Source organism: Roseateles chitinivorans, assembly GCF_050632145.1.
Taxonomy (GTDB): Bacteria; Pseudomonadota; Gammaproteobacteria; order Burkholderiales; family Burkholderiaceae_C; genus Roseateles; species Roseateles chitinivorans_B.
Map to the genome: position 1 here is coordinate 1,471,658 of NZ_CP192577.1, position 12,299 is coordinate 1,483,956.

General features: G+C 70.9%; 9 protein-coding genes. 5 read left to right on the plus strand and 4 right to left on the minus strand.

What is annotated here, in order from left to right:
* Positions 1-198: 198 nt before the first annotated feature.
* The gene (locus tag ACQ86G_RS06815; RefSeq protein ID WP_431259883.1) at positions 199-570 is read left to right on the plus strand and encodes a hypothetical protein; all 372 of its coding nucleotides are present in this window, start codon (positions 199-201) and stop codon (positions 568-570) included.
* Here ACQ86G_RS06815 and ACQ86G_RS06820 read toward each other — a convergent pair.
* Together ACQ86G_RS06820 and ACQ86G_RS06825 are read right to left on the minus strand one after the other, a co-directional pair.
* On the minus strand, positions 518-3,928 hold the full coding sequence (locus ACQ86G_RS06820) for an L-glutamate gamma-semialdehyde dehydrogenase (protein WP_431259884.1): 3,411 nt from the start codon (positions 3,926-3,928) through the stop codon (positions 518-520). The genes ACQ86G_RS06815 and ACQ86G_RS06820 overlap by 53 nt on opposite strands.
* Positions 3,874-4,104 carry a hypothetical protein gene (locus tag ACQ86G_RS06825; RefSeq protein ID WP_431259885.1) on the minus strand — a complete coding sequence of 77 codons (231 nt, stop codon included), beginning with the start codon at positions 4,102-4,104 and terminating at the stop codon, positions 3,874-3,876. Before ACQ86G_RS06825 ends, ACQ86G_RS06820 begins: the two co-directional genes overlap by 55 nt.
* A 113-nt stretch (positions 4,105-4,217) precedes the next feature.
* Here ACQ86G_RS06825 and ACQ86G_RS06830 point away from each other — a divergent pair, with 113 nt between their 5' ends.
* Both ACQ86G_RS06830 and ACQ86G_RS06835 read left to right on the plus strand, forming a co-directional pair.
* Positions 4,218-4,688 carry an Lrp/AsnC ligand binding domain-containing protein gene (locus ACQ86G_RS06830; protein WP_431259886.1) on the plus strand — a complete coding sequence of 157 codons (471 nt, stop codon included), beginning with the start codon at positions 4,218-4,220 and terminating at the stop codon, positions 4,686-4,688.
* 160 nt (positions 4,689-4,848) lie between these two features.
* Positions 4,849-5,271: a hypothetical protein gene (locus ACQ86G_RS06835; protein WP_431259887.1), complete on the plus strand. Its 423-nt coding sequence runs from the start codon at positions 4,849-4,851 to the stop codon at positions 5,269-5,271.
* A 42-nt stretch (positions 5,272-5,313) separates the two neighbouring features.
* Here ACQ86G_RS06835 and ACQ86G_RS06840 read toward each other — a convergent pair whose 3' ends face one another.
* Positions 5,314-7,617, minus strand: coding sequence for a sensor domain-containing protein (locus ACQ86G_RS06840; RefSeq protein ID WP_431259888.1), 2,304 nt, complete (start codon positions 7,615-7,617; stop codon positions 5,314-5,316).
* Positions 7,618-7,789: 172 nt separating this feature from the next.
* Positions 7,790-9,850, minus strand: coding sequence for an FAD-dependent oxidoreductase (locus ACQ86G_RS06845; RefSeq protein WP_431259889.1), 2,061 nt, complete (start codon positions 9,848-9,850; stop codon positions 7,790-7,792).
* A 208-nt stretch (positions 9,851-10,058) separates the two neighbouring features.
* Here ACQ86G_RS06845 and ACQ86G_RS06850 point away from each other — a divergent pair, with 208 nt between their 5' ends.
* The gene (locus ACQ86G_RS06850) at positions 10,059-11,348 is read left to right on the plus strand and encodes a DUF4397 domain-containing protein (protein WP_431259890.1); all 1,290 of its coding nucleotides are present in this window, start codon (positions 10,059-10,061) and stop codon (positions 11,346-11,348) included.
* 136 nt (positions 11,349-11,484) lie between these two features.
* A complete protein-coding gene (locus ACQ86G_RS06855; protein WP_431259891.1) occupies positions 11,485-12,210 on the plus strand; it encodes a hypothetical protein in 726 nt (241 codons plus the stop codon).
* The last annotated feature ends 89 nt before the right edge of the window (positions 12,211-12,299 follow it).

The following is a 12,299-nucleotide window of genomic DNA, read 5'->3' on the forward strand; positions in this document are numbered from 1 at the left end:
CGCGCGGGGCACCGGAACAGCCGGCGCGCAGTCGATACGGAACAGACGCGCCGCAGTCGCTGTTCCGCAGAACAAATGGCGCCGCTGTGCCTGTCAGGTCGCGTCGCCGATGGGAACACTGGACGTCCATTCCAACGAGGCGCCCCCGGGCGAAGCCGTCATGTTCCTCGCCGCCGTCCTGAGATCCCTGCCCCTGCCGTGGCCGGCCCCACCCGCGCAGGGGGTCGCGTCACGGCAGGCGGCGCCCGCGCCGGCCACGCCCCCCGCGTGCCGCGGCCTTCGACAGCGCCGCAGGCGCTTGGGCTGGTCGCGGGTCAGACCCTGATGCTGAAGCTCGCACGAGGCACCGTGATGCACGTGGAGGCCGGCGTCGTCGTTGTCGAGGATGCGCCCGCGCTGTGGGCGGACCAGTGCTGGCCGCAGCCGCGGCGCTTCAGCAGCGGCGCGGTCTGGGTCGTCCCGCGCACCGGCTGGTGGCGGCTGGAGGGCCGGGTCTCGCGCGACCCGGCCTGCCGGATCAGTGCACGCCCGCCAGCAGCGCGGCGTTCCCGCCTGCCGCCGCCGTATTGATCGTCAGCGTCTGCTCCGCGACCAGGCGGTAGAGCTGGCGCACGTCCGCCAGCTCGACCATCGGCACGACCGGCAGGATCGCGCCATCGCGGCCCGCCAGTTCGCGCTGCACCGGCACCTGCAGCGTGGCCGAGGCGATCACGCCCGCCAGTCGCGTCGCGCGCAGCACCGCGCCGAGCTGGTCCGCCGGCAGCAGCTGCATCGCCGCTGCCGCCACGCCGCCGCGCATCAGCGCCGTGCGCAGTTCCACCGCCACGTCGCCGCCGCCGACGATCGCGACCGCGTTGCCCGCCACCAGCGCCGCGCCCAGCGCACGAGCCAGTTCCTCCGGCGAAGCGCCCTGCGCCAGCACCGCGATCACGCCGCGGCCGTGCAGGCGCAGCTCGTTGCTCTCGCCGGTCGGGCCGGGCAGCTTCACGTCGACCAGCGTGCGGCGCGCGCCGGCGGCCAGCGTGCGCCAGGCGCCGGCGACCACCGGCCCCTGGCCGGCGGCGGAACGCTCCAGCGCCGTCGCGCGCTCGTCGACCGGGCGCTCTGCCCAGCCTTCATGCGCGGTGAACAGCGGCGACAGATCGGTGCCCGCGCCGGTCGTCGACAGCGCCGGCGCGTCGGCGGCAGCCTCCACCTTCGGCTGCGCGACGAAGCGCAGCAGGTAGTGCGGGCCGCCCGCCTTCGGGCCGGTGCCGGACATGCCTTCGCCGCCGAAGGGCTGCACGCCGACCACCGCGCCGATGATGTTGCGGTTCACGTAGACGTTGCCGATGCGGGCCTCCGACGCCAAGCGCAGCGCGCGGCTGTCGATGCGGGTCTGGATGCCCAGCGTCAGGCCGTAGCCCAGCGCGTTGATCTCGCGCACGACGCCGTCGACGTCGCCGCTCCAGCGCACCACGTGCAGCACCGGGCCGAAGATCTCCTTCTTCAGCGAGGCGATCGTCGGCAGCTCGACCGCCACCGGCGCCAGCAGGCGCGGGCAGCCGTCGGCCGGCACGGCCTCGGCGATCAGCGTCGCCTCGCGCTTGAGGCGCTGAACGTCCTTGGACACGCCTTCGAATGCCTCGTCGTCGATCAGCGGGCCCACGTCGGTCGCGAGGTCCGCCGTGTCGCCGACGCGCAGCTCCTTCACCGCGCCGCGCAGCATCTCGATGACGCCGTCGGCGACCGCCTCGTGCACTGCCAGCAGCCGCAGCGCCGAGCAGCGCTGGCCCGCGCTGCGGAAGGCCGATTGCACGACGGCGTCGATGACCTGCTCCGGCAGCGCCGTCGAGTCCACGATCATCGCGTTCAGTCCGCCGGTCTCGGCGATCAGCGGCAGCGCCGCGGCGCCGGGCTTGGCCGCCAGCTGGCGGTTGATGATCTGGGCCACCTGCGTCGAGCCGGTGAAGCACACGCCCGCCGTCTGCGGCGCGGCCACCAGGCCCGCGCCGACGGTCTCGCCGCGGCCATGCACCAGTTGCACCGCGTCGACGGGAACACCCGCCGCATGCAGCAGTGCGACGCACTCGCGGGCGACGGCCGGGGTCTGCTCCGCGGGCTTCGCGGCCACCGCGTTGCCGGCGGCCAGCGCCGCGACCACCTGGCCGGCGAAGATCGCCAGCGGGAAGTTCCACGGCGAGATGCAGACGAACACGCCGCGCCCGTTCAGCGCGACGCCGTCGGCGGCCAGACGCTCGGCCTCATCGGCGTAGTAGCGCAGGAAGTCGATGGCCTCGCGCACCTCGCTGATCGCGTCGCCCAGGCTCTTGTAGGCCTCCTTCACCAGCAGCGCGCAGTACTGCGGCAGCTGCGCCTGCAGCGCGTCGGCGGCGCGGCGCAGCACGGCGGCGCGCTCGGCGACCGGCGTCGCGTTCCAGCCGGTGAAGCCGCCTTGCAGGCGCGCCATCACGGCATCGACCTCTTCCGGCGTCGCCTCGACCATCGCCGGCACCGTGCATTGCGCCAGCGCGTCCAGCAAGACCTGGCGCTGCTCCGGCACGGCGAGGTCCAGGCCCGACGAGTTGTCGCGGCCGCGGCCCGCCGTGTCGCGGTACAGGTCGACCGGCAGGGGCAGCGAGGCCTCCTGACGGATCTCGGTCATCGGCGAGGACAGCAGCTCTTCCGGCGCGACGGTCGGATCGGCCAGCTGGTGCACGAACGACGAGTTGGCGCCGTTCTCCAGCAGGCGCCGCACGAGGTAGGCGAGCAGGTCGCGGTGCTCGCCGACCGGCGCGTAGACGCGGCAGGGGATGGTCCCGTCCTTCAGCACCTCGCGATAGACGCCCTCGCCCATGCCGTGCAGGCGTTGCATCTCGAACTTGGCGCCCAGCGACCGCGCCATCTGCAGGATGGCGGCGACCGTGCCGGCGTTGTGGGTCGCGAACTGCGGGTAGATGACGTCGTGGTGCCGCAGCAGCGCCTGCGCGCAGGCCAGGTAGGAGACGTCCGTGTGCGGCTTGTGCGTGTAGACCGGGTAGAACGGCAGGCCCTGCTCCTGGGCGCGCTTGATCTCGCCGTCCCAATAGGCGCCCTTCACGAGGCGCACCATGAACTTAAGCCCGTGCTTGCGGGCGATCGCGGCGACCGCCTCCACGACGTCGCGGGCGCGCGTCTGGTAGGCCTGCACCGCGAGGCCGAAACCGCGCCACTGCGGGAAGTGCGTCGCGATGCGCGCCGCGAGCGTGTCCAGCAGCTCCAGCGAGAGTTCGAGCCGGTCGACCTCCTCGGCGTCGATCGTCAGGTTGATGTTGGCCTGCGCGGCCTTCTCGACGAGCTGCCACACGCGCGGCAGCAGCTCGGCATGGACGCGCTCGCGCTGCAGGACCTCGTAGCGGGAGAACAGCGCCGACAGCTTGATCGAGATGCCGTCGCTGCCTTCCGGCGACTCGGCCTTGCGGCCGGCGGCGATCGCGGCGATCGCGTTCAGGTAGGACGCCTGGTAGCGCTCGGCATCGCGCTCGGTGCGGGCGCCCTCGCCCAGCATGTCGTAGGAGAAGCGCAGTTGCGCCTGCACCTTGCGCGCGGCGTCGGCTTCCTTCATCGCCTCCTGGATGTTGCGGCCCAGCACGAACTGGCGGCCCAGCAGCTGGATCGCGCGCACCGTGGCGGCGACCACGGTCTGCGCGCCCAGACGCGTCATCAGGCCCGAGTCGGCCTCGGCGTCGGGCAGGAACTTCTTCGACAGCGAGATCGCGCTCGCCGCCAGGCCGGCCAGCATCTTGTGCGGGCCGTCCGAGGCGCCATCGAAGTCGGCGCGGCCGAGCTGGTCGGCCGTCAGCGCAATGGCGGTCTCGGCGTCGGGCACGCGCAGCAGCGCCTCCGCCAGGCGCATCAGCGCCAGGCCTTCGGCACTGGTGATCGGGTATTCGCGCAGCAGCGATTCCATCGCCCAGAACGGCGCCGGATTCCCCGCACCTGCTGCACCCAGGGGCGCGCCTGGTCCACCACCGCCCGCCAGTTCAGCGCCTGCATCTCGGCGGCCAGCGCCTGCACCAGCGGCAGCTCTTCGCGGTACGGGTCGGGCAGGCGGGAGGTCTCCGGCGGGAGGGGGAAGGCGGTCATAGAATCCTCGGATGTTCGTGCGAGGGGCGCTCCCTAGCGAATAGCGAGAGTTTAGAAAGTAACGCTCCGAATTACTCACCAATGTTTCTGACCTCGACCGGATGGAATCCAGCATGAGCAGCGTTGATGACCTGGACAAGATCGACCGGCGCATCCTGGGGCTGCTGCAGCAGGACGGCCGCATCAGCAACCTCAAGCTCGCCGAGGAGGTGCAGATGTCCGCCACGGCCGTGCTGGAGCGCGTGCGCCGCCTCACCCGCGACGGGTTCATCCTCGGCTACGAGGCCCGGCTCAACCCGGCCAAGCTGGGCGCGCAGATGCTGGTGTTCATCGAGATCCTGCTCGACCGCACGGTGCACGATGTCATGGACAACTTCCGCGCCGCGGTGCAGGCCCGGCCGGAGATCCTGGAATGCCACCTGGTGGCGGGCGGCTTCGACTACCTGCTCAAGACCCGGGTGTCCGACATGGCCGCCTACCGCGAGTTCATCGGCGCGGTGATCTGGACCCTGCCCGGCGTCCGCGAGACGCGGACCTATGCGGTCATGGAAGAGGTGAAGAACACGACCGCGCTGCCGCTGTGAACGGGATCGCGCTGTCCCGACGCCGTCCCGGCCACCCCGTCGGGGTCCGGCGGTGATTTCCACACACCGCCGCCGGTGGCAAGCGAATTCAAGGGGGAGATGTCCTCCCCCGCCAGCCCCTCCATCTGCGGGCTGACGTACGGGCTGCGACAGGATCACCATGGAGTGCCTCTCCCGTGATCCCGAGGTTTCCGAGATGAAGTACCGGTCCCCTCAGACCCCGTCCCAGCTCCCGCGTGCCTCGTCCAGGCCGTACGCGGGCAGCGCCGGCGCCGACAGCGAGTTGCCCAGCCATTACGGCGAGAGCCGTTTCAGCCATGGCCTCAGTCGCTATTCCGACAGCGGCAGCAGCTTTGGCGATTCCGACTTCGGTGCCGAGCCGCCGCCGCGGCGGTCCCTCCCGGGACCGGTGGAAAGCTGGCACGACTCGAGCTTCATCCTGCGGCGAGGGCTCGAAGTGCGCGAGGTCAGTGCCAAGGAATGGCGCGTGTGGGCGGAGGCTCCCTCCGCGTGGTCCAGCGTTTCCACGCCCTCCGATCCCATGACACCGCGTCGACGGATGAACGGCGATGGCACTGCGTAGTCGGGGTTCCGATCGGACGCCGGGCCGTCGCCCGCGGCGCGCTCAGGCCAGTTGCAGACGCTTGGGCGCGCGGCGCAGCGGTTCCGGCGGCGGCGTGACGACGAAGTCCTCCGGCGGCATCGGTCGTCCGTAGTACCAGCCCTGCGCCCAGTCGCAGCCCTCGCGGCGCAACCACTCGGCCTGCTCGATCGTCTCGACGCCCTCGGCCAGCACGTCGAGGTTGAGGCTGCGCGCCAGCACGATGACCGTGCGGGCGATCGCGGCGACGTTGGCGTCGCTGCTGAGTTCGTTGACGAAGCTGCGGTCGATCTTCAGCGTGCTGACCGGCATCCGCTTCAGGTAGGCCAGCGACGAGTAGCCGGTCCCGAAGTCGTCGATCGCGATGCGCACGCCGCGGTTGGAGATCCGCGTCAGCAGGCTGATGGCCTGTTCGGCGTCCTCGAGCAGCAGGCTTTCGGTGACTTCCAGCTCCAGCGCGCTCGGCGGGCAGCCGGTCTCGCCGAGGACGAAATCGAGCGTCTCGATGAAGTCGGGCTGGCGCAGCTGCCGTGCCGAGACATTGACCGCGACCTGTTGCGGCTTGCCGTCCTGGCCCTGCCAGCGTGCCACCTGCGCGCAGGCCTGCTCCAGCACCCAGCGGCCGATCGGGATGATCAGGCCGGTCTCCTCGGCCAGCGGGATGAAGTCCGCCGGCGAGATCGGCCCGCGCGTCGGGTGACGCCAGCGCAGCAACGCCTCCGCCCCGATCAGCGCGCCGTCGCTCAGACGCACCTGGGGCTGGTACTCGAGGCGGAACTGCGCGGCCTCGTTGGCCTGCCGCAGTGCGTGCGTCAACTCGAAGCGCTGCTGCACCGCCTGCGTCAGTTCCGGCCGGTAGGCCTGGACCGAGCCGCGCGCGTGCAGCTTGGCCCGCACCATGGCGACCTCGGCGTTGCGCAGCAGTTCGTCGACATGCGTCCCGTCGGCCGGGAACAGCGCCAGGCCGATGCTGGCGCCGACATTGAAGCGGTGGTGGTCGATGAGGACCGGCTCTTCCATCGCCTGGATCAGCCGGTCGCCGAGCCGCATGGCGGTCTCCTCGTCGACCAGGCCCGACAGCACGACGACGAATTCATCGGCGCCCACCCGTGCGACCGAGTCGCTCAGCCGCGTCACGTTGGCAAAACGCGCCGCCGCCGTCAGCAGCACCTGATCGCCCGCGGCATGGCCGGCGATGTCGTTGACGTCGCGGAAGCCGTCCAGGTCGATGTAGAGCACGGCCACGCAGGTGTGCTCGCGCTGCGCGTTGCCGACCTGGCGCGCGATGCGGTCCCGCAGCAGCGCCGCGTTGGGCAGTCCGGTCAGACTGTCGTGCAACGACTGGTGCAACAGCTCGGCCTCGGTCTGCTTGATGCGCGAGATGTCGGTCAGGACGCTGAGGTATTGCACCTGCTCGGGGTCGCCCGACGGTGCCGGCACCTTCACGAAGGTCGCCCACATCGGGATCGAATCGCCGTTCTTGTGGCGCTCGGTGACCTCGCCGCTCCATTTGCCGCGGGTCTCGATGTCGGTCCACAGGGCGCGCAGCTTCTCGGGGTCCTGCTCGGCATCGCGCAGCAGCAGCGGGCGCTTGCCCAGCAGCGTCTGCCGGTCGTGCCCGACCATCGCCACCAGCGCCGGATTCACGTCGACGATGCGCAGTCCGTGATCGATGACCATGATGCCCTCGCCGCAATGCTCGTACACGGTGGCGGCGCGGCGGGCGGCGTCGGTGGCCAGTTGCAGCTGCGTCACGTCGCGTGCGATGGCGACCTGGCCCAGGTACTGGTCGTCGTCGAACACGCGGGCGCTGGAGACATCCAGGCAACGCGCCCCGCTGCCGGCGTCGCTGGAGTCGTCGCGCCAGGTCAGCAGGCGGCCGTCGGACTGCGTGTCGACCCAGCCCGGGGGATTCGGCAGGTCGGCGTCGCGGCGGCCGATCAGTTCCTGCTCGGTGAGGCCGACGGCACGCTCGAAGGCGGGATTGCAGCCTTCATAGGCGCCGTTGGCGTCCTTGAAATACATCGGGTCGGGGATCGCGTTCAGCAGCGCGCTGAGGCGGGCGCGTTCGTGGCGCACGCGCCGGAGTTCCTCGCGGCGGCGGTGCAGGCGTCCGCGCTGCTGCAGGAACAGGCTGACCATCACGCCCAGCGTCAGGCCGCCGATCACGCAGCCCGCGCCCAGCCAGAACACGGTGGAGCCGGAATCGATCCATGCCGGCAGTTGCGCCACCATCGCCCGCGCCGCGGACGGCACCGCCGCGGGGACGGACGCGGACGCGCCCGCCCAGGCCGACGTGCTCAGGCACGACGGCAGCAGCGCGGACACGGCAAAGCACCCCCAACGACGGTTCAGGCGAAGACGCATGGCTCACCCAAGGATCTTTTTATGAATGGAGGGGCAACAGCTGGCCCCATGTCGGCGCCGTCCGCGGGTGGCGGAGGTTCCCTCATGCACGACCGCCGGAGTATCGACGCCGGTCGGAAAATGTTGCTAGGGGTTACAGCGAGGCCGCCACTCTCGTTCCCTGCAGGATTGCACGCTTTGCATCCAATTCTTTGGCCTCTGCCGAACCGCCGATCAACTGCACCGAACGACCCGCCGCACGCAACGGCGCCTCGAGTTCGCGCAGCGGTTCCTGACCCGCGCACAGCACGATGGTGTCGCAGTCGATGCGCTCGGGATCGGTGCGATCTTCGCCCTGACTGATCCACAGGCCGTGCTCGTCGATGCGCTCGTACTGGACGCCGCCGACCATCCGTACACCGTGCGTCTTCAGTGCGGCGCGATGGATCCATCCGGTGGTCTTGCCCAGGCCCGCGCCGAGCTTGCCGGCACGCCGCTGCAGCAGCGTGACGTCGCGCTCGGCGGGCTCCGGTTGCGGACGCGCAAGACCGCCACGCGTCTGCTCGGGATCGCCGACGCCCCAGTGCCTGCGCCATGCCGGCGCATCGAGCGCCAGCGAGTGGCCCTGCTCCAGCAGGAACTCCGCCACGTCGAAGCCGATGCCGCCCGCGCCCACGACCGCGACACGACGTCCGACCGGCTTTTCGCCGCGCAGGACTTCGAGGTAGGTCAAGACCTGACCCCGTGCGACGCCCTCGTCCTGTCCGGGGATGCGCGGATCGCGCGGCGTGACGCCGGTGGCGAGCAGCACCTCGTCGTAGTCCATCAGATCCGCGGCCGCCACGCGACGTCCCAGTTGCGGCGTCACGCCGAGCAGTTCCAGCCGCCGCTTGAAGTAGCGCAGCGTCTCGTGGAACTCCTCCTTGCCCGGGATCCGCTTGGCGAGGTTGAACTGGCCGCCGATCTCCTGGGCGGCGTCGATGAGCGTGACGTGGTGGCCGCGCTCGGCGAGCGTCGTCGCGGCGGCCAGACCGGCCGGGCCCGCGCCGACGACGGCAACGCGCTTGCGCGGCTGGCCGGCGGCGACCGGAACGATGCGCAGCAGCGTTTCATGACCCGCGCGCGGGTTGACGAGGCAGGACGCGACCTCCTGCTTGAAGACGTGATCCAGGCAGGCCTGGTTGCAGGCGATGCAGGTGTTGATCTCGTCGGCGCGCCCTTGCGCGGCCTTGCGCACGAAAGCGGGATCCGCCAGCAGCGGACGCGCCATCGACACCATGTCCGCGGAGCCGTCGGCCAGCACCGACTCGGCGACCTCCGGCGTGTTGATGCGGTTGCTGGTGATCAGCGGCGTGCGGATGCCCTCGGCATGAAGCTGGTCGCGCAGCTTCTTCGTGACCCAGGCGAAGCCCGCGCGCGGCACGCTGGTGGCGATCGTCGGGATGCGCGCCTCGTGCCAGCCGATGCCGGTGTTGATGATGGTGGCGCCGGCCTTCGCGACGGCGCGCGCGAGCTGCAGCACCTCGTCCCAGCTGCCGCCGTCCGGCACCAGGTCCAGCATCGACAGGCGGTAGATGATGATGAAGTCGGGGCCGACGGCCTCGCGCATGCGGGTGAGGATCTCGACCGGCAGGCGCATCCGGCGTTCGAAGTCGCCGCCCCAGGCATCGGTGCGCTGGTTCGTCGCCTTGATCAGGAACTGGTTGATGAAGTAGCCCTCGGAGCCCATCACCTCGACGCCGTCGTAGCCGGCCTCGCGCGCCAGCACGGCGCAGCGGACGAAGGCGCGGATCTGGCGCTCGATGCCGCGCTCGCTCAACGCATGCGGCGTGAACGGCGAGATCGGGGACTTCAGCGCCGACGGCGCCACGTTGAACGGGTGGTAGCCGTAGCGGCCGGTGTGCAGGATCTGCAGCGCGATCTTGCCGCCCTCGCCATGGACGGCGCGCGTGATGGCCTGGTGCCGGCGCGCGGCGCCGCCGGTCATCAGCGTGCCGGCGAAGGGCTTGGTCCAGCCGGCGATGTTGGGCGCGTAGCCGCCGGTGACGATCAGCCCGACCTGGCCGCGGGCGCGCTCGGCGAAGTACTCGGCCAGCCGGTCGATGTGCTTGCGCGAGTCCTCGAGCCCCGTGTGCATGCTGCCCATGAGCACGCGGTTCTTGAGGGTCGTGAAGCCCAGGTCCAGGGGCGACAGCAGCTGCGGGTAGGCGTTCATCGCGCGGATGCTAGCGCCGGACCTCGCGCGCGTTTAGAGAGGTGGCACCAAGCGGGATGACCCTGAGCGCCGGCACACGCCGGATGCCCGGGCCGCCGCCACTCTGTGTCGGCGTTGATATGGAAGTTCACAAAGCCGGCAAGCGGCCACAAGCCCCAGCAACACGACCCGCGTTCAATCGCCGCATTCTCAATCGGAGTGTCGGACGATGCGATTCAAGACCTGGGCCTGGGGCCTGAGCGTGGCCACCGCCGCCCTGCTGGCCGCCTGCGGCGGCGGCGGCAGCAGCAGTTCGGCGCAGATGCGCCTCCTCAACGCCAGCATCGGCTATGCCGCGCTGGACATGGCCGTGGACAGCACGGCGGTCAACACCGGCGTCGCCTATGCCGGCGTGGGCAGCTATGCCGACGTGAAGACGGACGCCACCGGCACCGAGGTGCAGAGCAACAATGTCGGCAGCACGCTGGCGTCGTCGACGCCGACGCTGGCCTCCGGCAGCCACTACACGATGATCGCGTACGGCTCGGCGGGCTCGGTGCGCACGACGCTCCTGCAGGAAGACCAGGATGTGCCGGCCACCGGCAAGTCCAAGCTGCTGGTGCTGAACCTGGCGCCGGACGCCGGCGCGATGGACGTGTACGTCACCGGCGCCGACGAGTCGCTGGACACCGCGTCGACCGTGGCCAGCGGCATCGCCACCGGCTCCGGCAGCGGCTACATCACGCTCAACAGCGGCACCTTCCGGGTGCGCCTGACCGCCGCCAGCTCCAAGACCGATCTGCGGCTGGACATCCCCAGCCTCTCGTTGCCGTCGGCCGGCGTCTCGACGCTGATCCTGACGGGCAGCACCGGCGGCGTGCTCGTCAACGGCATCCAGCTGCTGCAGCAGGGCACGACGTCCAACTTCCCCAACACGACGGTCCGGGCCCGCCTGGTGGCCGCGGTCGGCGGCAGCGCGCTGGTCTCCGGCTCGATCGGCCAGACCCCGCTGATGCCGACCTCGGTCGCCCCCACGATCGGCGACTACACGACGGTCACGGCCGGCACGGCGGACCTGTCGGTCTACGTCAACGGCGCGCTGATGTCGTTCGCCAAGCCGCCGCTCACGGCCGGCAGCGACTACACGCTGATGGTCTGGGGCCCGGCCGCCGATCCGAAGCTGGCCGTCCTGACCGATGACAACCGGCTGCCCACCAGCCCGACGACGACGGCCAAGATCCGCCTGGTCAACGGCGTGGCGAGCGCCACCACCGGATTGACGCTGAACGTCGACTACAGCGCGCTGGCATCGAACGTGGTGGCCGGCACCTCGTCCTCGCCCCAGACGACGGCGGCCTCGACCGCCGCGCTGCTGACGGTGACCTCGCCGTCCTCGACGACGCCGGTCTACAGCCTGAGCGACCTCGGCATCCAGGCGGGCTACGTCTACACCGTGTTCGTGATGGGCGACAGCAACGCGATGGTCGGCTCGCTGCGCCGCGAACGCTCTTCCAACTGACCGCCCGACGCACCTCCTCCCTGTTGGCCACGTCCTCTCACGAGGCGTGGCCTTTTTCCGCTCGTCGCTGCTGACGCCCCTGGTCCGGCGCCTGCGGCAACATCGCGGGATGCCCGAGACACCGCCCCGCCCGACCGTGATCCAGGTCCGCCGCCTGCGCCAGCTCTGGCGTTCGGCCGGCTGGCCGTGCCAGGACATGCTGGAGGTGGAACTGCTGGCACTGGGCTGGCTCGAGCGCCGCATCGACCCGCAGGGCCGCGAGACCTTGCGGCTGACCGCGCCCGGCATCGAGGTCCTGCACCTCGGACTCCAGAAGAACCGCAGCGCCCGCGATCGCCACGAGGACCTGGTCGCCCGCATGGCGGTCGAACTGCAACGCGCGGGACGCGTCGTCTGGCGCGGCCTGTCGTTGCGCGCCGGCCTGCCGCGCGAGGAAGAACCCGGGCGCATGCGATGGGTGAATGCGATGCCGGACGTCTATTCGGTGCGCAACACCACCGTCGAGGACTACCTCGAGCCCGCCGTGCACGAGATCAAGGTCAGCCGCGCCGACCTGCTGTCGGAGCTTCGCCAGCCCGCCAAGTCGCAGGCCTACCTCGCGCTGAGCGGCCAATGCTGGTACGTGCTGCGCGCCGGCATCGCCGAGGTCGAGGAGATTCCGCCGGCCTTCGGGGTGCTGCTCGCCCATGAATCGAACGGCGGCGAGGGCTTCCGGTTCGAACTCGGCAGACCCGCGCCTCGCCGGCCCATGAAGCCGGACTTCGGCACGTGGATGGCCCTCGCCAAGGCCACGGCGGAGCCCGCACCGCTCGACGAGGGCCAGGACCTGCTGGGCGAGGTCGACCCGCCCGGCGACAGGTGACCTCCGTCGTCCCAGGTTCCTGCGGCGCGGGTCCGGGGCGGTGGCCGTTTTCGGACCGCTATCCTGCGCGCTCGCATCACGAGGGAGAT

What these genes read in the sequence shown, in the direction of transcription:
- ACQ86G_RS06820 (WP_431259884.1), bottom strand. Translation starts at nt 3,928, where the DNA reads ATGGAATCGCTGCTGCGCGAATACCCGATCACCAGTGCCGAAGGCCTG.
- ACQ86G_RS06825 (WP_431259885.1), bottom strand. Translation starts at nt 4,104, where the DNA reads ATGACCGCCTTCCCCCTCCCGCCGGAGACCTCCCGCCTGCCCGACCCG.
- ACQ86G_RS06830 (WP_431259886.1), top strand. Translation starts at nt 4,218, where the DNA reads ATGAGCAGCGTTGATGACCTGGACAAGATCGACCGGCGCATCCTGGGG.
- ACQ86G_RS06835 (WP_431259887.1), top strand. Translation starts at nt 4,849, where the DNA reads ATGGAGTGCCTCTCCCGTGATCCCGAGGTTTCCGAGATGAAGTACCGG.
- ACQ86G_RS06845 (WP_431259889.1), bottom strand. Translation starts at nt 9,850, where the DNA reads ATGAACGCCTACCCGCAGCTGCTGTCGCCCCTGGACCTGGGCTTCACG.
- ACQ86G_RS06850 (WP_431259890.1), top strand. Translation starts at nt 10,059, where the DNA reads ATGCGATTCAAGACCTGGGCCTGGGGCCTGAGCGTGGCCACCGCCGCC.